20 protein-coding genes are annotated in these 21,113 nt (G+C 74.6%); 9 read left to right on the top strand and 11 right to left on the bottom strand.

Features of this window, described 5'->3' with window-relative positions; all coding sequences use genetic code 11:
* Positions 1–31: 31 nt before the first annotated feature.
* Together MICAU_RS31200 and MICAU_RS31195 are read left to right on the top strand one after the other, a co-directional pair.
* Positions 32–1,291, top strand: a complete 1,260-nt coding sequence (locus tag MICAU_RS31200; RefSeq protein WP_013289343.1) for a molybdopterin molybdotransferase MoeA — start codon at positions 32–34, stop codon at positions 1,289–1,291.
* A gap of 35 nt (positions 1,292–1,326) precedes the next feature.
* A complete protein-coding gene (locus MICAU_RS31195; RefSeq protein WP_174361832.1) occupies positions 1,327–1,752 on the top strand; it encodes a molybdenum cofactor biosynthesis protein MoaE in 426 nt (141 codons plus the stop codon).
* Positions 1,753–1,756: 4 nt separating this feature from the next.
* Here MICAU_RS31195 and MICAU_RS31190 read toward each other — a convergent pair whose 3' ends face one another.
* The gene (locus MICAU_RS31190) at positions 1,757–3,181 is read right to left on the bottom strand and encodes a glycosyltransferase 87 family protein (RefSeq protein WP_013289341.1); all 1,425 of its coding nucleotides are present in this window, start codon (positions 3,179–3,181) and stop codon (positions 1,757–1,759) included.
* Between the two features lie 207 nt (positions 3,182–3,388).
* The gene (locus MICAU_RS31185; protein ID WP_013289340.1) at positions 3,389–3,934 is read right to left on the bottom strand and encodes a DoxX family protein; all 546 of its coding nucleotides are present in this window, start codon (positions 3,932–3,934) and stop codon (positions 3,389–3,391) included.
* Positions 3,935–4,069: 135 nt separating this feature from the next.
* On the opposite strand from MICAU_RS31185, the gene MICAU_RS31180 reads away from it, so the two are divergent.
* Complete coding sequence (locus tag MICAU_RS31180) at positions 4,070–4,615, top strand: GNAT family N-acetyltransferase (protein WP_013289339.1); 546 nt, start codon at positions 4,070–4,072, stop codon at positions 4,613–4,615.
* 57 nt (positions 4,616–4,672) lie between these two features.
* Here the strand turns inward: MICAU_RS31180 and MICAU_RS31175 are convergent, their stop codons facing one another.
* Together MICAU_RS31175 and MICAU_RS31170 are read right to left on the bottom strand one after the other, a co-directional pair.
* A complete protein-coding gene (locus MICAU_RS31175; protein WP_041784376.1) occupies positions 4,673–5,908 on the bottom strand; it encodes an ATP-binding protein in 1,236 nt (411 codons plus the stop codon).
* Between the two features lie 143 nt (positions 5,909–6,051).
* On the bottom strand, positions 6,052–6,885 hold the full coding sequence (locus tag MICAU_RS31170; protein ID WP_013289337.1) for an LppU/SCO3897 family protein: 834 nt from the start codon (positions 6,883–6,885) through the stop codon (positions 6,052–6,054).
* An 85-nt stretch (positions 6,886–6,970) separates the two neighbouring features.
* On the opposite strand from MICAU_RS31170, the gene MICAU_RS31165 reads away from it, so the two are divergent.
* Positions 6,971–7,978, top strand: a complete 1,008-nt coding sequence (locus MICAU_RS31165) for an EamA family transporter (RefSeq protein ID WP_232236626.1) — start codon at positions 6,971–6,973, stop codon at positions 7,976–7,978.
* An 11-nt stretch (positions 7,979–7,989) separates the two neighbouring features.
* Positions 7,990–8,625 carry a prepilin peptidase gene (locus MICAU_RS31160; RefSeq protein ID WP_013289335.1) on the top strand — a complete coding sequence of 212 codons (636 nt, stop codon included), beginning with the start codon at positions 7,990–7,992 and terminating at the stop codon, positions 8,623–8,625.
* Between the two features lie 31 nt (positions 8,626–8,656).
* Here the strand turns inward: MICAU_RS31160 and MICAU_RS31155 are convergent, their stop codons facing one another.
* The 5 genes from MICAU_RS31155 to MICAU_RS31135 form a co-directional block, all read right to left on the bottom strand.
* A complete protein-coding gene (locus MICAU_RS31155) occupies positions 8,657–11,842 on the bottom strand; it encodes a UvrD-helicase domain-containing protein (protein ID WP_013289334.1) in 3,186 nt (1,061 codons plus the stop codon).
* Positions 11,843–11,936: 94 nt separating this feature from the next.
* Complete coding sequence (locus MICAU_RS31150; protein WP_374536746.1) at positions 11,937–13,199, bottom strand: metallophosphoesterase; 1,263 nt, start codon at positions 13,197–13,199, stop codon at positions 11,937–11,939.
* A 20-nt stretch (positions 13,200–13,219) separates the two neighbouring features.
* Positions 13,220–13,465, bottom strand: a complete 246-nt coding sequence (locus MICAU_RS31145) for a MoaD/ThiS family protein (protein ID WP_013289332.1) — start codon at positions 13,463–13,465, stop codon at positions 13,220–13,222.
* A gap of 2 nt (positions 13,466–13,467) precedes the next feature.
* On the bottom strand, positions 13,468–14,481 hold the full coding sequence (gene moaA / locus MICAU_RS31140) for a GTP 3',8-cyclase MoaA (protein WP_013289331.1): 1,014 nt from the start codon (positions 14,479–14,481) through the stop codon (positions 13,468–13,470).
* Positions 14,478–15,392, bottom strand: a complete 915-nt coding sequence (locus MICAU_RS31135; protein ID WP_013289330.1) for a fructosamine kinase family protein — start codon at positions 15,390–15,392, stop codon at positions 14,478–14,480. Before MICAU_RS31135 ends, moaA begins: the two co-directional genes overlap by 4 nt.
* A 152-nt stretch (positions 15,393–15,544) precedes the next feature.
* Here MICAU_RS31135 and MICAU_RS31130 point away from each other — a divergent pair, with 152 nt between their 5' ends.
* Entirely contained in the window at positions 15,545–16,747 is a 1,203-nt protein-coding gene (locus MICAU_RS31130) for a DUF4192 domain-containing protein (RefSeq protein ID WP_013289329.1), read from the top strand.
* A gap of 65 nt (positions 16,748–16,812) precedes the next feature.
* Here MICAU_RS31130 and fdhD read toward each other — a convergent pair whose 3' ends face one another.
* Positions 16,813–17,667 (bottom strand): formate dehydrogenase accessory sulfurtransferase FdhD, encoded by an 855-nt coding sequence (gene fdhD / locus MICAU_RS31125; RefSeq protein ID WP_013289328.1) that lies wholly within the window; start codon positions 17,665–17,667, stop codon positions 16,813–16,815.
* 252 nt (positions 17,668–17,919) lie between these two features.
* Between fdhD and mobA the strand changes: the two genes are divergently transcribed.
* From mobA to MICAU_RS31110, 3 genes are all read left to right on the top strand, one after another.
* Positions 17,920–18,639 carry a molybdenum cofactor guanylyltransferase gene (gene mobA / locus MICAU_RS31120; protein WP_041799153.1) on the top strand — a complete coding sequence of 240 codons (720 nt, stop codon included), beginning with the start codon at positions 17,920–17,922 and terminating at the stop codon, positions 18,637–18,639.
* Complete coding sequence (locus MICAU_RS31115; RefSeq protein WP_013289326.1) at positions 18,636–18,893, top strand: DUF6457 domain-containing protein; 258 nt, start codon at positions 18,636–18,638, stop codon at positions 18,891–18,893. Before mobA ends, MICAU_RS31115 begins: the two co-directional genes overlap by 4 nt.
* A 65-nt stretch (positions 18,894–18,958) precedes the next feature.
* Positions 18,959–20,116: a T3SS (YopN, CesT) and YbjN peptide-binding chaperone 1 gene (locus MICAU_RS31110; RefSeq protein WP_013289325.1), complete on the top strand. Its 1,158-nt coding sequence runs from the start codon at positions 18,959–18,961 to the stop codon at positions 20,114–20,116.
* Between the two features lie 7 nt (positions 20,117–20,123).
* Here MICAU_RS31110 and MICAU_RS31105 read toward each other — a convergent pair whose 3' ends face one another.
* On the bottom strand, positions 20,124–21,080 hold the full coding sequence (locus tag MICAU_RS31105) for a zinc-binding dehydrogenase (protein WP_013289324.1): 957 nt from the start codon (positions 21,078–21,080) through the stop codon (positions 20,124–20,126).
* Between the last annotated feature and the right edge of the window lie 33 nt (positions 21,081–21,113).

The raw sequence follows: 21,113 nt of genomic DNA, 5'->3' as shown, positions 1-21,113 counted from the left end.
GCGGCACGTGCCCCGGCGTTAGGCTCGCCGGATGAGCACGGAAACCGAAGCCGCCGCGGCCGAGGCCGGCACGCCACCACCGGCCGGGTGGGAGGAGGCCCGCTCCCGGGTGTACGCGGTGGGCCTGTCCGCCGCGCTCCCCGCGGTCGCCCGTCCGCTGGCCGAGGCCGACGGGCACACCCTGGCCGAGCCGCTGACCACGCGCACCGACCTGCCGGCGTTCCCCACCTCCAGCGTGGACGGCTGGGCGGTGCGCGGCGCGGGGCCGTGGCGGGTGGTCGGGCGGGTGCTCGCCGGGCAGACCACGCCTCCGCTGGAGGCCGACGGCAGCACGGTGGAGATCGCCACCGGCGCGATGGTTCCCGAGGGCACGACGGCGATCCTGCGGATCGAGGAGTCGACGCGAACCGCGGACGGCCTGGTGTCCGGCACGCCCCGCCCGGCGCCGGAGTGGCGGGAGCCGGGCGAGGAGGCGCACCTCGGGGAGGTACTGCTGCCCGCCGGCACGCCCGTGGACCCGGCGGTGATCGGCCTGGCCGCCTCCTGCGGGCACGACACGCTGCGGGTCCGCCGCCCACCCCGGGCCGCGCTCCTGGTCTTCGGCGACGAACTGCTCACCTCCGGTCCGCCCGGCGCCGGGCGGGTCCGTGACGCGCTCGGTCCGTCGGTGCCGGCCTGGCTGCGCCGCTACGGCTGCCAGGTGCGCGCGGCCGACGTGGTCGGCCCGGTCGCCGACACGCTGCCCGCGCACGTGGCGGCGCTGCGGGGCGCGCTCGCCAACGCCGACCTGGTCTGCACCACCGGCGGCACCATGCACGGTCCGGTCGACCACCTGCACCCGACGCTGGAGGCGCTCGGCGCCGACTACGTGGTGAACACCGTGGCGGTGCGCCCGGGTTTCCCGATGCTGCTCGCCCGGCTGGTGGACGGCGACGGGCGGGTGCGGTTCGTGGCCGGTCTGCCCGGCAACCCGCAGTCGGCCGTGGTGGCGCTCGTGTCGCTCGTCGCGCCCCTGCTCGCCGGTCTCACCGGCCGGCAGATGCCGGTACTGCCGCACGTGACACTGGCCGAGCCGATTCCCGGGCGCGGCGACTACACCCATCTGGCGCTGGCCCGCTGGGACCGCGTCGCCGGCACCGCGTACCCGGTGCGGCACGTCGGCTCGGCGATGCTGCGTGGGCTGGCCGGCGCGGACGGGTTCGCGATGATCCGGCCCGGCACCAGCGGCGCGGCCGGCGACCGGGTGCCGCTGGTGCCGCTGCCACTGACCCCCGGGGAGCGATTCGGGTGAGCGCGACGAACGAGCCGACGGGAGACGTCGTGACAGTGGAAGCAGGCGTGGTGCTCGGCGCGGTGACCGACCGGCCGCTCGACCTGGCCGCGCACGAGGCGGCGGTCGCCGACCGCCGTGCCGGCGCGGTGGTGTCCTTCCAGGGCGTGGTCCGCGACCACGACCACGGGCGGGCGGTCACCCGGCTGGAGTACGAGGGCCACCCCACCGCCGAGGCGGTGCTGCGCGAGGTGGCGGCCGAGGTGGCGGCCGACCCGCAGGTGTACGCGGTGGCGGTGTCGCACCGGATCGGCCCGCTGGAGATCGGTGACGTGGCACTGGTGGCGGCGGTCAGCACGGCGCACCGCGCGGCCGCGTTCGCCGCCTGCGCCCGGCTGGTCGACGAGGTGAAGGCGCGGCTGCCGATCTGGAAGCGGCAGGTCTTCGACGACGGCAGCGAGGAATGGGTGAACTGCCCCTGAGGGCTTAGCGCCGGGCGGCGAGCGCGGCGGTGCGGCCCAGCCGCTCGTGGTAGAACGCCGGCTCGGCGCCGGGACGCCACGGCAGCGCCGCGACGAGCACGATCAGCGCGATGGCCAGGGAGTTCTCCATCAGCGCGCCGAACAGGCCGTCCTGGTAGTGGGACACCTCGGGGAGCTGGTGCTCGTACGGCCAGATCGGTGAGATCAGGAACAGCAGGTAGAGCCCGAGCGCGCCGACGCCGTGGCGGAGCCCGGTCAGCGTCGGGTACCAGATCGGCGGGCGCAGTGCCGGCACACCGTTGGCCGAGGGACCGCCAGTGCCGCGCGGGGGCAGGCCGCGGCTGGCTTCGCGGCGGCGTACCGCGGCGTCGGCCAGCACGATGATCGCCGGGATGACCCAGATCAGGTGGTGCGACCAGGAGATCGGGCTGATCACGTTGGCGGTGAGCCCGACCAGCGTGAACGCGGTCAGCTCGTCGCCGTCGGCGCGGGCGCTCATCGCCCGGGACAGGCCCAGCGCCAGGATGAGCACCGAGAACGCCAGCCAGAGCAGGCCGGGCGTCTCGATCGAGTCGTAGAGGCGCGCCAGCAGACCGGCGAGGGACTGGTTGGCGGTCATGTCCGCCGCGCCGACCCGCTCGGTCTGCCAGAGCACGTCGGCGAAGTACGCGCGGGACTCCTCACCGAGCACACCGAACGTAGCGATGGTCACGCCGATGGCGGTGCCGACAGCGGTGAGCGCGGCCCGCCACTGCCGGGTGAGCATCAGATAGGCCACGAACAGCGCCGGGGTGAGCTTGACCGCCGTGGCGAGCCCGATGCCCACACCGGCCCAGGCGCCGCTGTAGACGAACCGGGCCAGCGGCGAATCGGCCGTCTCGTAGTGGGTGCCCCGCTTGGCCCGCCAGCGCAGGCCCACCATGTCCGCCATGATCAGCGCGAACAGCAGCAGGTTGACCTGCCCGTAGCCGAGCGTCTCCCGGGACGGCTCGATGGCGACCGCGAGCGGGGTGGCGATGCCGACTGTGAACCAGAGCGGCCAGCCGAGCCGGTCCACGATGGGGCGTAGCAGCGCCGCGAGGACGACGGCGAGTGCGCCGATGCTGGCGAGCGCGTTGACGAAGCCGGCGCCGTCGACCGGCAGCCACGACATCGGCAGCATGACCAGGGCGGCGAACGGGGGGTAGGTGAAGCCCAGCGTGGTCGAGGGCGCGACGAAGTCGTACAGCTCGTTGCCGCCGGCCCACCACAGCACCGCGCCGTGGTAGATCTTCATGTCGAAGAAGTTGTACGGCCGTCCGAAGGCGCCGATGGCGAGCCACGCGGCGTACGACACGGCGGCGACGACGCCGAGACGCACCACGATCCGGCGGTCGACGCGGGAGGTCGGGGCGAGGCGGTTGGTCCGTCTACCGACTGTCGTCGGCATGGCGTGGCCACCCCCGTACCAAGGTCGTCGTACCCGTCCAGGTCCAGAACGGAGCCTAGAACGGCGCCTCACGTTGCTGCCTCCCGCGTTACGCGACCGTGTCCGATCCCACACGTGTTTTTGACATTTCCACCGCGTTAACGGGTCTCGGACGGTTCAGGTGATTGGTGGCCTTGCGGGGGGTGGTAGGCCGTACAGAGTGCCTGGTCAGCCGGGCATGCGGCGGGCGGTCGCCGCGGAGCGTACGGCGATCTTCGTCTCGCGGCGCGCCGTGCGGACCGCGCGCTTGACCGACCGGCGAGAGTGGTCGATCCGGTGGCCGGCGCGCCAGCGCAGCCCCGGCTTGCCCTCGGTGTCGGCGGCGGCGAGGAGGAGGCCACCGAGCAGGCCGAGGTTCTTCAGGAAGTGGATCTGGTTGTTGTTGCGCGCGGCCGGGTCGTCGTTGTTCCAGAAGGCGTGGCCGGCGGCGGTGGTCGGGATGAGCGTGCCCGCGAGCACCAGCGCGGCCGGACGGGTGAACCGGCCGGTGGCGAGCATCAGGCCGCCGACCAGCTGGGTGGCGGCGTTGGCCCGGATCAGCGAGACCGTGTCGGTGGGGATGCGGGGGTGCACGTTCTGGATCAGCGGGGCGACCTTCCCGGTGACCGGTTCCGCGGCCTGCACCAGGCGTTCCGGGTTGCGCAGGTTGCGGGCGCCGCTGACCACGAAGATGCCGCTCAACATGACTCGGGCGAGGGAGCGCACGGGCTTCATGGCTCAGTCTTACCCCGTCGGGGGCGTCGTCATCCCCGCAACACACGAAAGGTATCGGCCGACGTGGACGTCCGAACGGTATCGATTTCAGCGACCGTCGCGGATGGACCGGTTGCGTTCGGTAAGGTCGCGCGGGTGACGACGCTGCGACTGCGCCCCGAGGGCCCCGCCGACGAGGCGCCGGTGGCCCGGGTGCTGGCCGCCGCCTTCGCCCGCCCCGACGTGGCCACCCCACCGGAGGTCGGCCTGGTCGAGGAGCTGCGGCACAGCCCGGCGTGGATCCCGGAGCTGGCCATGGTCGCCGAGTACGGCGGCGAGGTGGTGGCGTACGCGCTGCTCACGCGCGTCGGCGTACGCACCGAACGCGGCACCTGGCCGGCGCTGGCCCTGGGTCCGGTGGCGGTGGCGCGGCACCGGCAGCGGCTGGGGCACGGCACGGCGGCGGTGCAGGCGGCACTGGACGCCGCGACCGAGCTGGGCGAGCGGCTGGTGGTGGTGCTGGGCGACCCGGCCTACTACCGGCGGTTCGGGTTCGGCCCGGCGGACCGGCTGGGCCTGACCAGTCCCTGGTCCGGGCTGGGGGAGCCGTGGCAGGCGCTGGTGTTACCGCCGTCGGCGAGCGGAGAGCCGTCACCGCCGTCCGGCGAGGTGGTCTTCCCGCCACCGTGGTCGCGGGTCTGAGCGGTCCGGATCGCGGCCGAGCGGCCTGAGACCGCGTGGCCCGAGCGGCCTGAGCCGTCAGGCGGGCTGGGTACGCAGGTAGCGGCCGAAGTGCGGCACTGTGAACGCCACAGTCCCCCGCTCGCCGGAGTAGATCAGCCCCTTCTTGATCAGCGCATCACGCGCCGGGGAGAGGCTGGCCGGTTTGCGGCCGAGCGCGCGGGCGATCTCGGCGGTCGGCACCGCCGCGTCCATGTCGTCCCGGCCGCCCTCCTCGCCGTCCACCAGCGCCAGCGTGGCCATCGCGCGCATGTACTCGCGTTCGGCAGGCGTGGCCCGCTCGAACCGGGAGCCGAAGAACCCCACCGCCAGTTCGGCCTCCGCCTCGGGCGCGGCGACCCGGACGTCCGCCGCGGTGATCGGGGAGCGGGGTGCGTGGTCCCAGGTGGCCTTGCCGTACGCCTGGACGAAGTAGGGATAGCCACCCGACTTCTCGTAGAGCAGGTCGAGGGCTTTCTGCTCGTACTCGACCTCCTCCCGCTCGGCCGGCGCGCAGAGCGCCTGGTCGGCGGCGATCCGGTCGAGCCGGTCGATGCGCTGGTAGCGGTAGAGCCGCTCGGAGTACGACTTGGCGGCGCTGAGCACGGCCGGCAGGTGCGGCAGGCCCGCGCCCACGACGATGAGCGGCGCGCCGAGCTGGGACAGCTCGTGGCAGGCGGCGCAGAGCGCGGAGACGTCCTCGGCGCCGACGTCCTGCATCTCGTCGATGAAGATCGCGATGCCGGTGCCGACGTCGGTGGCGACCGCCGCCGCGTCGCTGAGCAGTTCGACCAGGTCGATCTCGATGTCGCCGGAGTCGGCGCGCCCGCTGCTCGCGGGTACGTCGATGCCGGGCTGCCAGCGGTCGCGCAGCTTGGGTGCCGCGCCGCCCCGCCCGGTGGGGGTGGAGCGTTGCGCGAACGCCTTGAGGACGCCGAGGAACGCGTCGATCCGGTCCGGGGCACGGTGCCGGGGCGCCAGCTCGCGGACGGCCATGTGCAGCGCGGCGGCGATCGGGCGGCGCAGCGACTGGTCCGGCCGGGCCTCGATCTTGCCGGTGCCCCAGAGGTGGTTGATCGCCTCGGAGCGCAGCGTGTTGAGCAGGACCGTCTTGCCGACTCCCCGCAGACCGGTGAGCATCAGGCTGCGTTCGGGGCGACCGCGGGCGATCCGTTCCAGCACCACGTCGAAGACGTCCAGTTCCCGCCCCCGCCCGGCGAGTTCGGGCGGGCGCTGGCCGGCGCCCGGTGCGTACGGGTTGCGGACCGGATCCACGAATCGCACAGTATCGGGTTCTCTAGCGACCAGGCTAGATGCGCATAGAGGCGGCTACCGCGTGTCGGCCTCGATACAAAACTAGGGCTGTCTAGCATCCACGCTAGACAGCCCTAGTTTTGGTTACCGACAGTCGGACAGGGTCAGCGGCGCTTCAGGCAGAGCACGAAGTCGAGCGTGTCCAGCTCACTGTCGAAGAAGTACCAGTCGGTGTAACCGGCCACCTTCCCGCACTTCGCCTCCGCGTCCTTCTTGCCGCTCGTCGCGCCGTCGATGCGGCGCAGCACCTCGTACGTCTTCGGGGCGCAGTCGGCGATCACCAGCTTCGGCTGGCCGCCGCCACCTTCGTTGGCGACGCACTGGCCCGCCTTGACGAAACGCGGATCGGTCGACGAGGCCGGGGCCGCCGTCGTGGGCGTCGTGTCGGCCGGTTCGCTCGGCGGCGCGGCCTCGCCGGTCGGATCCGCGGCCGGCGCGGTGGCAGCGGTCGTGCCGCCGGTCGGGCTCTGCTCGTCCCGGCCCAGCATCCAGTACGCCCCGGCGCCGCCCAGCAGCAGCACGGCCAGCACGATCACCACCACCAGCAGCGGGCCCTTCCCGCGCTTCGGCGGCGTCGGCTCGGCGTACGGCGGCTGCCCGCCGCCGTACGGCGGCCCGGCATAGGGGTCACCCGGGTGGCCCTGCTGCGGCGGCCCGGGTGACCAGGCCGGGCCCGGCTCGAAGCGCTGCGTCGGCGGCCCGTACTGATCAGCCGGCGGGCCGTAGCGGTCGCCGGAACCGTACTGCTGGGCGGGCGGGCCGTACCGGTCGGCGGGGCCGTACTGCTGGGTCGGCGGGCCGTACTGCGGGTCGGGCTGCGGGGCGTAACGCGGGTCGCCCGGCGGGGCGTAGCGAGGATCGGGCTGCGGGGCGTAGCCGTCGTCGGGCCGTCCCCAGGGCTCGAGAGAGCCGCCGCCCGGTGGACCGAAGTTCGACATGAACGCCTCCTGCGTACGCCAGTGCTGAGAGGCCGGCCACCAACTGGGGACGCCGACGCCGTGGTCACCGTAGCGTGGTCCCACGATGAGCTCACGCCCTACGAGTGCGACGAACGTTGTCGATTCCGCGACGCCGCCGGCCCGCACCGCGCTGATCTGGACCGCACTCGTGCTGGTCTACCTGCTCTGGGGCTCGACCTACCTGGGCATCCGGGTCGCTGTCGAGTCCCTGCCGCCACTGATCTCCGCGGCGATGCGGTTCGCCGCCGCCGCGGTGGTGCTCGCCGTCGTGCTGCGCCTGCGACGTGGACCCGGCGCGTTGCGGGTGCCCGCACGCCGCGTCGGCTCCGCCGCGCTCGTCGGTGTGCTGCTGCTCGCCGGCGGCAACGGCCTGGTGGTGCTCGCCGAGTCCGGCCCGGCCGGGACCGCCGTACCGTCCGGGGTGGCGGCGCTGCTCGTCGCCACCGTGCCGCTGCTCGTGGTCCTGCTGCGGACGGCAGGTGGGGACCGGCCGCGACCGTGGACGTTCCTCGGAGTGGCACTCGGCTTCGCCGGTCTGGTCCTGCTCGTGCTGCCCCGCGACGGGGTGGACGGCGTGCCGGTGGCAGGCGCGCTGACAGTGGTCGCCGCGGCGGCGAGCTGGTCGGTCGGCTCGTACCTGTCCGGGAAGATCCGGATGCCCGCCGACCCGTTCGTGGCCACCGTCTACGAGATGGTCGCCGGCGCTGCGGTGCTCGCGCTCGTCGGCGTGGCCCGAGGTGAGCTGCGCGGCTTCTCCTTCGCGGACGTGACCGGACGGTCCTGGGCGGCGATGGCCTACCTGATGGTGGCCGGTTCGCTGGTCGCCTTCACCGCGTACGTCTGGCTGCTCGCCCACGCGCCGATCTCGCTGGTCTCCACGTACGCGTACGTGAACCCGGTGGTCGCGGTGGCACTCGGCGCGTTGTTCGTCGCGGAACCGATCACCTCGCAGGTGCTGATGGGCGGTGCGGTCATCGTGGTCGGCGTGGCGGTGGTGGTGAGCACCGAGCGACCCCGCCGGTCCCCGCCACCAGCCGTCGACGGGACGGCCGGGGAGCCGGCCGGGCGGTAGCGTCCCGGCCCGTGTCGGCGCTGCTGGTGACGGGGGTCGCGCTGCTGGGTGCGGCGGCCGGGTGGGCGGCGGTCCCGGTCGGGCGGTCCTTCGTTCCCGACACCGGCGGCCGGGTCCGAACTCCGAACCGGAGTGTGCTCGCCCTCGTCGGCGCCGTGGTGTTCGGCGGGCTCGCCGCCGCTCGGGGCGCCGATCCGGCGCTGCCCGCGCTGCTGCCGGTCGCCGCCACCGGGTTGGTCCTCGTGGTCACCGACCTGACCGCGCTGCGGCTGCCCGACCCGCTCGTCGGCCTGGTCGCGCTCGGCGGCGGGCTCGGACCGGCCGCTGCCACAGCGGCGACCGGCGAACCGCGCCACCTGGCCGTCGCGGTGGCCGGGGCCACGCTCTCCTTCATCGGGTACGCGCTGCTGGCGCTGCTGCCCCGCGCCCGGCTCGGCTTCGGCGACGTGAAGCTCGCCGCCGCGCTCGGGCTGCCGCTGGGCTGGCTCGGCTGGCCGGCGCTGCGGCTCGGGCTGCTCCTGCCGCACGTGCTCGCCGGAGTAACGGTGCTGGTCCTGCTCGCCGCCGGCCGGGTACGCCGGGACACGCCGGTGCCGTTCGGCCCGGCGCTGCTCGGCGGTGCGTGGCTCGCCGCCGTCCTCGGCTGACCTGCGCGCTCGGCGCGGGTGCCGCGGGCGGTCAGATCAGACGGAGCTGGTGGTCCTTCGGACGGCGGGGCTCGGTCGCGTCCAGACGCTCGAACAGCGCCGGGTCGATCACGTCGAGGAACGGCGACGGGCGGGTGTCGCGTTCCGCGCCGTGCCGGGCGCGGCGGCCCGCGTGGCTCACGTAGAGCCGGTCCTGTGCCCGGGTCAGCCCGACGAAGAACAGCCGGCGCTCCTCGGCCACCGCGTCGTCGTCCGGCTCGGATCCGGGCCAGCGCAGCGGCAGCAGCCCGTCCTCGGCGCCGACCAGGAACACCACCGGGAACTCCAGACCCTTCGCGGCGTGCAGCGTGAGCAGCGTGACCGCCTCGGCGCGCGGGTCGAGCGCGTCCACCTCCGCGCCGGTGGCGAGCTGGTTGAGGAACAGGTCGAGGTCGTCGCCGCAGCGCCGGGCCAGCGGGGTGAGCAGGTCCACCGCCGTGCGGACGTCCTCGGGGCGTACCGCGCCGGAACCGTCGAGCGTGGGCACGGCGAAGCGCTCGGCCAGGATCTGCCCGGCCTGCCGTACCCGGGCCGCGAGCGAACCGTCCAGACCGGCGTGGCGCAGCTCGCGGGCGATTGCGGGCACGCCGGGACGGTCGCGCAGCCGGTCGTGCGAGCGCTTCTGCACCGGGATGTTCGCCCGGGCCAGCGCGTCCACGATCGGTGCGGCCTGCGCGTCGGTCCGGTAGAGCACCGCGATGTCGGAGAAGGACAGCGAGGTGGTCCGCCCGTCGATCCGACCCGAGTCGAGCGAGCGGTGGGACAGGCCGCCGACCAGCTCGTCCACGGTACGGACCACGAAGTCGGCCTCGTCGTAGGCGGAACTCGCCGCGTACCGGCCGACCAGCGGCGCCTCCGGGTCGAGCCGGGCCGGGTCGAGACGCCGGCCGCGCACCAGCGACGACGGCGCGATGGCCTGCACCGCGGCGGCCAGGATCGGCGCGGAGGAGCGGTAGTTGCGGTTCAGCCGGACCAGCCGCGCGTCGGTGAAGTCCTGCGAGAACCGCAGGAAGTAGCCCACGTCGGCGCCCCGGAACGAGTAGATCGCCTGGTCCGGGTCACCGATCGCGCACAGGTTGCCGTCCGGCGGGCTGAGCAGCCGCAGCAGCTCGTACTGCACCGCGTCGACGTCCTGGTACTCGTCGACGAAGATCCACTTCCACCGCTCGCGGTACTCGCGGACCAGCTTCCGGTCACCCTTCAGCAGGGCCACCGGCAGCGTCAGCAGCTCGTCCAGGTCGACCAGGTCCCGCTTGCGCAGCAGTGCCACGTACCGCTCGTCGTCGTCACCGGCCTCGGCGCGCGCCGCCGCCCGGTCCGCCTCGTCGGCGATCCGGAAGTCCGCCGGCAGCCCGGCCGCCGTCGCGTTCTCCCGCAGCACGGTCAGGCCGAGCGAGTGGAACGTACCCACCGTGACGTCCTCGGCGACCGGGCCGAGCAGCCCGTCCAGCCGGTGCCGCAGCTCCTCGGCCGCCCGCCGGGTGAACGTGATCGCCAGGCACTGATCGGGGAAGACGTTCAGCTCCGCGCACAGGTACGCGATCCGGTGGGTGAGCGTGCGGGTCTTGCCGGTGCCCGGACCGGCCACGATCAGCAGCGGGCCACCCGGCGCCGACGCGGCCACCCGCTGCATCGCGTCCAGCCGGTCCAGCAGGCCGGTGCCGACCTCCTCCATCCCGGCGAGCATCGGCTCGAACGGCTCGTGCGGAGACGGCGGCGGCGCGATCGGGGGCGCTGGCGTCGGCGTCCGCTTCGGTTCCGGCCGGGCCGCCGCCGGGCGCTTGGCCTTCGGTTTCGGCGCCGACTCCGCCGGCCGCCGCTGCGCGGGCACCGGTACGTCGAACAGCGTCTCCTGCCCGGCCCGGGCACCCCCGGCGCCCAGTTCCGCCGGGTCGAACAGCGTGATCACGCCGTACTCCCCGTCGTAGCCCGGCACCCGGCGCACGTCGCCGCGGCGCAGCCGGCCGATGCCCTCCGCGAGCAGCTCGCCGCCGACGCGGCCGATCTCCTCGATCGGGGTACGCGTGAGGATCTCCAGCTCCGGTCCGAGCGCGGCGATCAGCTCGTTGAGCTTGCCCTCGACCTTCTTCGACCGCGCGCCGACCCGGTTCAGCTCGCCCAGGATCTCGGCCAGCGGCACCAGATGGGTCACCTCGCGGGCGTGCGCCGGCCGGTGCCCCGCCGCGCGGTCCGCCAGCTCCTCGACCCGGCTGAGTACGCCCACAGTCAGCGGCTTGCCGCACTCCGGGCAGCGTCCGCCCGCCTCGCGGGTCCGCTCCGGGGACCAGTTCACGCCGCACAGCCGGTGCCCGTCGGCGTGGTACTTGCCCTCCTCCGGGAAGAACTCGACGGTGCCCGCGAGCCCGTCGCCGGTCCGCAACGCCTCGCGGATGGCGAAGTAGTCGCGGGCGGCGGTGAGGACCGTGGCCTCCCGGGCCAGCGCGGGCGGCGAGTGCGCGTCCGAGTTCGACACCAGCTGGTAGCGGTCCAGGCTGCCGACCCGCCAGTTCATCTCCGGGTCGGACGACAGGCCGGTTTCCACCGCGAAGATGTGCTCGGCCAGGTCGGCGTAGCAGTCGGCGATCGCGTCGAAGCCGGACTTCGAGCCGAGCGCGGAGAACCAGGGCGTCCAGATGTGCGCGGGCACCAGGTAGCCGTCCGGGCTTGCCTCCAGCGTGATCTCCAGCAGGTCGCGGGAGTCCAGCCCGAGGATCGGCCGGCCGTCCGAGCCGAGGTTGCCGATCCGGCCCAGCGCGGTGTTGAACCGGGCCACCGCGTCCAGGTCCGGCAGGTAGATCAGGTGGTGCACCTTGCGCGTCCGGTCGTCGCGCTTGTAGATCGTGGAGATCTCCACGCTCAGCATGTACCGGACCGGGTCGGCCTCCGCCTCACTGGCCAGCCGGGGCGGCAGCCGCCGGGCGACGTCCCGTTCCGCCTCGGGTGAGAGCCGGTACAGGCCCTGCTCGGCCGGGTGCAGCGTCTCGCGCAGGTGGTCGTACCAGGCGGGATGGGTGAAGTCGCCGGTGCCGAGCACGCCGATGCCCTTGCGCCGGGCCCACCAGGCCAGGTTCGGCAGGGTCAGGTCGCGGCTGCACGCGCGGGAGTACTTCGAGTGGATGTGCAGATCCGCGACGTACGGCGGGAGGCCACCGGGGGGTGCGGCGCTGAACGGAGGCACGCCGCATCCTGTCACGTCCGGTCCCCCGCCCGCCCGTCGCCACGCGTACGGGTGACCTGAGCAATGCGGTGCTGGACTCGGCGGCCCATGCACGCTATTGAGCGCGCAGCTCGACGAGCGTCACCTGGGGAGGCGCGCCCACCCGCACCGGCGGGCCCCAGAAGCCGGCGCCGTTCGTGACGTAGACCTTCGTGCCGTCGACCTCGCCGAGACCGGAGACCACCGGCTGTTCGAGCTTCACCGCCAGGTTGAACGGCACCATCTGGCCGCCGTGCGTGTGCCCGGAGAGCTGGAGGTCGACGCCGAACTTCGCCGCCTCCTGCGCGGCCACCGGCTGGTGCGCCAGCAACACCACCGGCCGGCTCGGGTCGCGGTCGCCGAGAGCGGCGGCGTAGTCGGCGGGCGCGGCCACCCCGGTGCCGGCGGCGCTCACGTCGTTCACCCCGGCGAGGTCCAGCACGCCGCCCCGGGCCTGGATCTCCTGCCGCTCGTTCTGGAGCACGCGCAGGCCGAGCCGGTCGACCTCGCGGACCCACTCCTCGACGCCCGAGTAGTACTCGTGGTTGCCGGTGACGAAGAAGCTCCCGTACCGGGACCGCAGGTCGCGCAGCGGCTCGGCGGCCTCGCCCAGTTCGGCCACCGTGCCGTCGACCAGGTCACCGACCACGGCGACCAGGTCGGCGTCCATCCGATTGATCATCGCGACGATCCGCTCGGTGTGCGCCCGGCCGCGCAACGGCCCGATGTGGATGTCGGAGACGGTGGCGATACGCAGTCCGTCCATGCTGCGGGGCAGCTTGGCCAGCGGGATCTGCACCCGGTCGAGCTGCGGCGGACCCATCGCGGTGCGGACGCCGTACCCGGTGACACCGGCGGCGGTGAGCCCGGCGAAGATCGCCGCCCCGCGCGCGAGCAGCAGCCGCCGGGAGGGGTCGTGGTCCGGCGCGTGGGTGCCGGCCGGCGGCGCGTCGGTGGGGTCGACCGGCGGCGGCGTCGGACCGTCCGCCGTCGCCGCGCCCACGAGCGCGGGCTCGGGCTCCGGGCCGGCGGCGACCGCCGAGCGGGCCCGCCGACGCAGCACGAGCCGGACCACAGCGGTCGGCACCTCCAGCACAAGCAGCAGCACCAGCAGGTAGAACATGAGCGCGACCCAGAGGTAGCCGGGCCAGGCCAGCCAGTACCAGCCGTTGCGCGTGCCGGCCATGGTCACCGGCACGAGCACCGCCAGCGCCGCGATCGTCACGCCACCGGCCCGGCGCCACCGCCCGGGGCGCGTGGTGTCCCGGACCAGCCGCCTCCACAGGTAGAAGTGGATCAGGCCGATCACGAGCACGACGAAGCCCAGGAATGTCGCCATGGCCAGCACGTGTGCCCCCCTCAGCCGCCCGCGAAGGGCGGCAGCACGTCCACCGTCACCCCGGCCGGCAACAGTGCCCGTCGATCATGACAGGCCACGCCGTCGACCAGGAAACTCGCCGCCTTCAGCACCACCGCGAGGCGTTCGCCGTGCCGGGCGGCCAGGTCATCGAGGAGTTCGTCCAGGGACCGGCCGGCGGATGCGGTCTCCTCGGATCGTCCCGCGGCCGCGCGGGCCCCGGCGAAGTAGCGGACTGTGAGCTCCACCCTCAGCCTCCGATCGCCGACATCGAGCGCGCGGGCTGGAGGAACGTCGGATCGTCGATGCCGTGCCCGGCCCGCTTGACCCACATCGCGGCGCGCCAGCGGCGAGCCAGCTCCTCGTCGTCCGCGCCGTCGCGCAACGCGCCGCGCAGGTCCGACTCCTCGGTGGCGAACAGGCAGTTGCGCACCTGGCCGTCGGCGGTGAGCCGGGTGCGGTCGCAGTCGCCGCAGAACGGCCGGGTCACGCTGGCGATCACCCCGACCCGGGCCGGCCCGCCGTCCACCAGCCACGTCTCGGCCGGTGCCGCACCGCGCTCGGACGGGTCCGGCGTCAGCGCGAACGCGGCGTGCAGGGAGGCCAGGATCTCGTCGGCGGTGACCATGGTCGAGCGGTCCCAGCCGTGCTGGGCGTCGAGCGGCATCTGCTCGATGAACCGCAGCTCGTAGCCGTGCGCGAGCGCGAACCGGAGCAGCGCGGGCGCCTCGTCGTCGTTCGTGCCGCGCATGAGCACCGAGTTGATCTTCACTGGGGTCAGCCCGGCTTCCGCGGCCCCGGCCAGCCCGGCGAGCACGTCGGCGAGCCGGTCGCGGCGGGTCAGCGCGGTGAACCGGTCCCGGTCCAGCGTGTCGAGGGAGACGTTGACGCGATCCAGCCCGGCGGCACGCAGCGCCGGCGCCATGCGGGCCAGACCGATGCCGTTCGTGGTCAGCGAGATGCGCGGCCGGGGCGTGAGCGCGGCGACCGCGGCCACGATGCCCGGCAGGCCCGGCCTGATCAGCGGCTCGCCGCCGGTGAAGCGCACCTCGGTGATGCCGAGCCGGGAGACCGCGACACCCACCAGCCGGATGATCTCGTCGTCGGTGAGCAGCTGCGGATTGGCCAGCCAGGGCAGGCCCTCCGCCGGCATGCAGTAGGTGCAGCGCAGGTTGCACTTGTCGGTGAGCGAGACCCGTAGGTCCCGGGCGACACGGCCGTACCGGTCGGCGAGGACGCCGTCGGCCGTCCGGGGGGCGCTCATCCCTCGACCGTAGCGCGGTCGGGCCCCCGGAGGGCGGCACGGGCGGTGGAGAGGACCGCGTCCGCGTACGCCGCGCCGAAGATCGCGGTGTGCACGAGCAGCAGATGCAACTGGTGCAGCGGTACACGTTCCCGCCACCCGTCGGCGAGCGGCCACGCCTCCCGGTAGGCGGCCGTGATCCGGTCCAGGTGCGGCGGACCGCCGAACAGCGCGAGCTGGGCCAGGTCGGTCTCGCGGTGGCCGCCGTGCGCGGCCGGGTCGACCAGCCAGACCCGGCCGTCGGCGCCCCAGAGCAGGTTGCCGGGCCAGAGATCGCCGTGCAGCCGGGCCGGCTGCTCGTCACCGCCGAACTCGCCGATCCGCTCGACGACCTGCTCGACGAGCGCCGCCCCGGCACCGTCGAGCGCGCCGCCGTCGACCGACATGCGCAGGTAGGGCAGCAGGCGGCGCCGGGCGAACCAGTCCGGCCAGGGACCGGGGTCGGGCGTGTTGTCCTGCGGCAGCGCGCCGATGAACCCCGGCCAGTCCGCGCCGAACGCGGGCGCCCCGGCGCGGTGCAGCCCGGCGAGATCGCGGCCGAACGCCTCCGCGGCCTCCGGCGTCGGTTCGCCGGGCTCCACCCAGTCGAGCGCCAGCAGGTCGGGCAACGCGACGAGCACATCCGGTACGGGCACCGGGCCGGCCTCGCGCAGCCAGCGCAGCCCGGCCGCCTCGGCGGCGAAGAAGCCCTCCGGCAGCGGACGCGCCGCCCGTTCCGGCCAGGTCTTGGCGAACACCGAGTGCCCGTCGTCGAGCGTCAGCCGGGAGGCGGCGCAGATGTCACCGCCGGAGACCGGGGTCTCCCGGATCCGCTGGTGGGTCAGGAAGGTCGGCAGGTGCTCCGGGTGTGCCCGCAGGTACGCCAGGTCCATGTGCGCAAGGTAGCGGTTACCCCGGACATCCGTGTGCCGGGCGGCACCGCCGATCGCCGCTGACCTGGACCGATACGCTCCGTATCTGTGGACGGACCGCGTGTCGTCCACAGGGGCGGACGCGGTGACGCGCGACCGCCCACGCTCCCGGCATGAACTCCACCGAGCCAGCGCGCCTCTCCGTCCGCTCGCCGGCCGACATGGTCGCGGCCGTGCCCTACCTGCTCGGCTTCCATCCCGCCGACAGCGTGGTGGTGGTCGCGGTACGCGGCCGCCGCGTCGTCTTCGCCGCCCGTGGCGACCTGCCCGCACCGGGCGCCGACCCCGGTCCGGCGGCCCGGCACCTGGCGCAGGTGGTGGCCCGGCAGGACGCCGACGCCGCCACAGTCGTCGGCTACGGTCCGGCCGCCCGGGTGACGGGCGTCGTCGACGCGATCGGCGACGCGCTGACCGCCGCCGGGCTGGTGGTGCTCGACGCGCTGCGGGTCACCGAGGGCCGCTGGTTCTCGTACCTCTGCGTCGAGCCGTCCTGCTGCCCGCCCGAGGGCACCCCGTACGACCCGGCCGCCAGCCAGGTCAGCGCGGCGGCTGTGTTCGCCGGTCAGGTCGCGCTGCCCGACCGGGCCGCGCTCGCGGCGCAGGTGTCCCCGCTCGACGGGCCGGTCCGGCTCGCCATGCGCCGGGCCACCGGTCGGGCACGCCTCCGCCTGGCCGCGCTCACCGGACGGCCGTCCACGCCGTCGGCAGGGAGCCCGGCCGGAGGCTTGCCAGCCGACAGTTCGAGGGCGGGTGCGGAGCCGCCGGTTCCGGCGGACGGTGCTGGGCCGGAGGGGGAGTCGTCGGTCCCGGTTGGCGGGCCCGGGTCGGGCGGCAAGTCCCAGGTGCCGGCAGGTCGTGCCGGATCAGGTGGGGAGCCGCGGGCCGTGCGGACGGCGGGCACGGCCGCGGTGCGAGCCGCCTTCCGCCGGCAGCGGCGCGGTGAGCGGCTGGACGACGACGAGGTGGCCTGGCTGACAGTGCTCCTCAGCCACGTCGCGGTACGCGATCGCGCCTGGTCCCGCACCGACGGCCGGGACGAGGACATCAGCCTCTGGACGGACGTGCTGCGACGCGCCGAGCCGGACCTGATCGCCGCGCCGGGCTGTCTGCTGGCGTTCGCCGCGTGGCGATCGGGGCACGGGGCACTTGCCGCTGTCGCCCTGGAACGGGTGTTGTCCGCCCACCCCGGCTACTCGCTCGCGGTGCTGCTCGACGAGGCGCTCCGGCGGGGAGTCGCCCCGTCGGCACTGGACGGGTGGCCCGGTTCCGACGACGGCGCGGTGCTGCGGCGCCGCCGACGCAGGCCACGCCGATGAGCGGTCACCCTGCCGGGCGGTCACCCGCCTACCGGGCCGCCGACGGCCGCCACGCCGGTGAGCGGTCACTCGCCGATGCGCGCCGCCCCGGCGTAGACGTTCATGGTCGGCCCGCGCAGGAAGCCGACCAGCGTCATCCCGGCCTCCTCGGCCAGCTCGACCGCGAGCGTGCTCGGCGCGGACACCGCCGCGAGCAGCGGCACGCCCGCCATCCACGCCTTCTGGGTGAGTTCGAAGCTGGCCCGTCCGGAGACCAGCAGGACGTGCCCGGCCAGCGGCAGCCGCCCTTCCCGGGTGGCCCAGCCGAGCACCTTGTCCACCGCGTTGTGCCGCCCGACGTCCTCGCGCAGCACGACCAGCTCCCCGTCGGGGGTGAAGAGGCCGGCGGCGTGCAGGCCGCCGGTGCGGTCGAAGGCGCGCTGCGCGGCGCGCAGCCGGTCCGGCAGCCCGGCCAGCAGTTCGGCGGTGACCACCAGCGGGTCGTCCCGCACCGCGAACTGCGAGCGGGTGCGTACCGACTCGATGCTCGCCTTGCCGCACACGCCGCACGAGCTGGTGGTGTAGAAGTTGCGCGACGGGTCGGTGACGGGCTCCGGCACGCCGGGCGAGAGCACCACGTCGACCACGTTGTAGGTGTTCGGGGTCTCCGCGCCGGCGCAGAGCTGCGCGGTGTGCACGTCCTCCGCCGATCGGATCAGCCCTTCGGTGAGCAGGAAGCCGATCGCCAGGTCCAGATCGTCGCCGGGCGTACGCATCGTCACCGCCAGCGGCCGGCGTCGTCCCGGACCGGCCGCGCCGACGCGGATCTCCAGCGGCTCCTCCACGGCCAGGTTGTCCTGCCGGCCGATCCGCCCCCGGCCGTCCCCGGCCGCGTCGAGGTCGATCCGCAGCACACCACGCCGATCCGTCGCCCGTCCCATGCCGCCATCCTCCCCGGGCGCCCCGCCGCCCGCACGTCGCCCCAGGTCTTCCGCCCCCACCCACCCACCCCGGCCGGCCCGGCCGGCCCCAGGCCCGATGATCGACACCAGTTCGGCGAAGTGGCGGTATCGGAGGGCCCTGGATGCCACCACTTCGGCGGAAAGCAGTCGATCAACGTCGGAAAACCGCCGACAACGCTGGGCGCCGGCCCGAGCCGGACCGGCGGTCGTGGCTGTGGCTACTGTGAGGCAGTGACGGGGTACGCGGCGATCCTGCTCGCCGGTGGCGCGGCCCGACGGATGGGCGGGGTGGACAAGCCGGCCCGGGCAGTAGGCGGCCGGCCGATGCTGCACCGGGTGCTGGACGCGGTGGCCGACGCGGACCAGCGGATCGTGGTCGGCTCGTCCGGCCCGCTGCCCACGGGAGTCCGGACGGCCCGGGAAGAGCCGCCCGGGGGCGGTCCGGTGGCCGCTACGGCAGCCGGGTTGGCGTTGCTCGACCCCGGTACGACGACAGTCGCAGTGCTCGCCGCCGACCTGCCGCTGCTCACCACCGCAGCGGTGGCCGAGCTGCGACGCGCGCTCGCCGCCTGTCACTTCCGCGACGACCCGCCGCCCGCGCTCGACGCCGCAGCCGCCGGGCCGGAAGACGCACCTGCCGCCGTCGGGCCGGAAGACGCGCCCGCCGCCTGGCGGGAGACGCTGGACGGTCGGTCCGCCGCGCTCGCCTGCTACGTGGACGGGAACGGCCGCCGCCAGCACCTGTGCGCCCTCTGGCAGGTACCGGCCCTGCGGTCCGCCCTCGACCGGCTCGCCGCGACGCGGGGCGGCTCGCTCGACGGCGCGCCGGTACGCGGGCTGCTGGCCGACGTCGCCGTACGCGAGGTGTCCTGGTCCGGCTCGGGGCCGCCGCCGTGGTTCGACTGCGACACTGACGAGGACGTACGCCGGGCGGAGGAGTGGACGAGATGACGGTGCTGGACGACTGGGTCACGGCGGTCTGCGCGGAACTGGACCTGGACCCGGCGGGGGTGCCCGTGCCGACAGTGCTCGACGTAGCCCGGGACGTGGCCCACCAGGTGGTCCGGCCGGGTGCGCCGGTCACCGCGTACCTGCTGGGGCTGGCGGTGGGGCGCGGCGCGGACCCGGCCGCGGCGGCCGAGCGGCTCAGTGCGCTGGCCGGTTCCTGGCCGGTGGACCTGGGTGGTTCCACGCCTGAGGATTAGCGCCTCGCGCGGGATTCGGTCCCCTTCGCGCCTGGGTAGGGTGGCGGGAACGGACGGAGGCGATCATGACGGCAGACCACCCCTCGGAGCCGGTCGACGAGCCTGCCGGCGGCGCGCCGGAGCACCACGCCACCGGCGCCACGTCGGCGCATCAGGCCACCGGCGGCGCGCCGGAGCAGCACCACGAGTCGATCCTGCTCGACGAGCCGACCACCGCTGATCTGCGGGCCAAGGTCACCGAGGCCTGGCGGGAGTTCGCCCGGTCGCTCGCCGACCGGCTGCGCGGGCTGCCCTCCGGCGGGCACCTGGAGGTCACGCTCGACCCGACCGCCTCGGGCACCGGCGACGCCGTCTACTCGGTGAGCGTGGACGCGGGCGAGGCGGGCCGTCTCTCGGCCCGCGCGGTCGGAAACGCCACGCTGCCGCAGGGCTACCGGCTGGACCGGGCCGCGGTGGCCGACATGGTGGCGCTCGGCTGGTCGCCGCCGGGTGTGGTGCCGGGTTCCGGGGAGCAGTTCGGGCTGGACTGCGGCACCGACGAGGCGACCCGGCTGGCCGCCGTGCTGTCCCGGACGCTGCGGGACGTCTACGGCGCCCCGCATCCGGCCTTCCTCGTCTACCTGGTGCACGACGCCGAGGGCGAGGCGCTTCCCGTGGAGCCGCTCGGTACCGCGCGCAGCGAGTTCGGCCCGGACCGCGACGTCGAGGCCGACCTGGACGAGGCGCTGGCCGCGGCGGCGGCCGCGCAGTCCGGCGAGAACGACGTGCTGGCCCTGGAGGAGCGGGTCCGCACCGTCGTGTCGACAATGCTGAAGTCGGCGTCCGACCAGCTTCAGGTCGACTCCGACGGTGACATCAACATCCGGGCCGGCTCGGCCATGGTCTTCGTGCGGGTGCGCGACAACCCGCCGCTCGTGGACGTCTTCTCGCCGGTGCTGACCGAGGTCGAGCCGACCGAGCGTCTCTACGTGAAGCTCTCCGAGCTGACCAACCGGATGCCGATCGGCCGGCTCTACTGCGCCGACGACACGGTGTGGGCCTCGATCCCGGTGTTCGGCCGCAACTTCCAGCCCACCCATCTGATGCTCGCGGTGCAGGTGATGACCGGTCTCGCCGACGAGCTGGACGACCGCCTGCACGGCGAGTTCGGCGGCAAGCGCTTCTTCGGCGAGGGCGACAAGCCGGCCCGGGCCGAGGAGCACCGCACCGGCATGTACCTCTGAGCGCTGCTCAGCGTACGTCGAGCAGGGTCTTGCCCAGGGTTTCCCGGGCCTCGATCGCGGCGTGCGCGGCGGCGGCCCGTTCCAGCGGGAAGCGCTGCCCGATCAGCGGCCGCAGCCGCCCGGCCGCGCCCTCGGCGAGTGCCGCCTCGGTGAGGGCGCGCAGCTCGTCCGGGCCGGGCCGGGGGCTCAGCAGCGTCACCCCGCGTGCGGCTGCCGACTCGGCCGGGATGTCCGCCCAGGTGCCGCCGGCCAGCCCGAAGCTGAGCATCCGTCCCCCGGGGGCCAGCAGGTCGAACGCCTCCCGGGCGAGCGGCCCGCCGACGCCGTCGAACACCACGTCGACGGCGCCCACCGAGTCCCGGACCCGGTCGGTCCAGCCCGCCCGCCGGTAGTCGACCACGACGTCGAGCCCGGCGGCACGGAGCACGGCCACCTTGCGGGAGCCGCCGACGGCGGCCACCACCGTGGCGCCGGCCCGTGCGGCGAGTTGGACCAGCAGCGATCCGACCCCGCCGGCCGCCGCCTCCACCAGGACGCGGTCACCGCGCCGCAGCCCGGCCGCCCGGGCCAGCATCAGGGCGGTCCGGCCGTCGGCCATCAGCGCCACCGCCGCGTCCAGCGGCAACCCCGGGGGTACGGGGACAGGCGCACCCTGGTCGACCACGACGCGCTCGGCGTACCCGCCGGTGCCGCCGGTGGTGGTGACCACGACGCGGCCGGCGAGCGCCGGGTCGGCGTCCGGTCCCAGCGCGGTGATCGTGCCGCCGACCCCGTTACCGGGGATCACCGGCAGTTCGGTGCCGAACGGCCCGAAGCCGCTGGCCCGGAACATCGTCTCGACGAACGTGATGTTCGCGTGTGCCACGTCGACGAGCACCTGGCCCGGTCCGGGTGCCGGGTCGGGCGCCGTCCCCGGCACGAGCACCTCCGGTCCGCCGAACTCCCGCAGCCACACCGCACGCATACCGCCCCCTCGCTTCAGGCCGGTCACCAGTGC

The sequence above is a fragment of the Micromonospora aurantiaca ATCC 27029 genome (assembly GCF_000145235.1).
Lineage (GTDB): Bacteria > Actinomycetota > Actinomycetes > Mycobacteriales > Micromonosporaceae > Micromonospora > Micromonospora aurantiaca.
The sequence above is the reverse complement of the archived record's forward strand: the minus strand, read 5'-3'. Positions and strand labels throughout refer to the sequence as shown.

Bases quoted from the DNA above. Each gene is read 5' to 3' on its own strand.
- fdhD (WP_013289328.1), bottom strand. From the start codon at position 17,667: ATGGGACGGGCGACGGATCGGCGTGGTGTGCTGCGGATCGACCTCGAC.
- MICAU_RS31150 (WP_374536746.1), bottom strand. From the start codon at position 13,199: ATGGCGACATTCCTGGGCTTCGTCGTGCTCGTGATCGGCCTGATCCAC.
- MICAU_RS31185 (WP_013289340.1), bottom strand. From the start codon at position 3,934: ATGAAGCCCGTGCGCTCCCTCGCCCGAGTCATGTTGAGCGGCATCTTC.
- MICAU_RS31190 (WP_013289341.1), bottom strand. From the start codon at position 3,181: ATGCCGACGACAGTCGGTAGACGGACCAACCGCCTCGCCCCGACCTCC.
- MICAU_RS31135 (WP_013289330.1), bottom strand. From the start codon at position 15,392: ATGGACCTGGCGTACCTGCGGGCACACCCGGAGCACCTGCCGACCTTC.
- MICAU_RS31110 (WP_013289325.1), top strand. From the start codon at position 18,959: ATGACGGCAGACCACCCCTCGGAGCCGGTCGACGAGCCTGCCGGCGGC.
- moaA (WP_013289331.1), bottom strand. From the start codon at position 14,481: ATGAGCGCCCCCCGGACGGCCGACGGCGTCCTCGCCGACCGGTACGGC.
- MICAU_RS31105 (WP_013289324.1), bottom strand. From the start codon at position 21,080: ATGCGTGCGGTGTGGCTGCGGGAGTTCGGCGGACCGGAGGTGCTCGTG.
- MICAU_RS31165 (WP_232236626.1), top strand. From the start codon at position 6,971: ATGAGCTCACGCCCTACGAGTGCGACGAACGTTGTCGATTCCGCGACG.
- MICAU_RS31170 (WP_013289337.1), bottom strand. From the start codon at position 6,885: ATGTCGAACTTCGGTCCACCGGGCGGCGGCTCTCTCGAGCCCTGGGGA.
- MICAU_RS31130 (WP_013289329.1), top strand. From the start codon at position 15,545: ATGAACTCCACCGAGCCAGCGCGCCTCTCCGTCCGCTCGCCGGCCGAC.
- MICAU_RS31200 (WP_013289343.1), top strand. From the start codon at position 32: ATGAGCACGGAAACCGAAGCCGCCGCGGCCGAGGCCGGCACGCCACCA.
- MICAU_RS31115 (WP_013289326.1), top strand. From the start codon at position 18,636: ATGACGGTGCTGGACGACTGGGTCACGGCGGTCTGCGCGGAACTGGAC.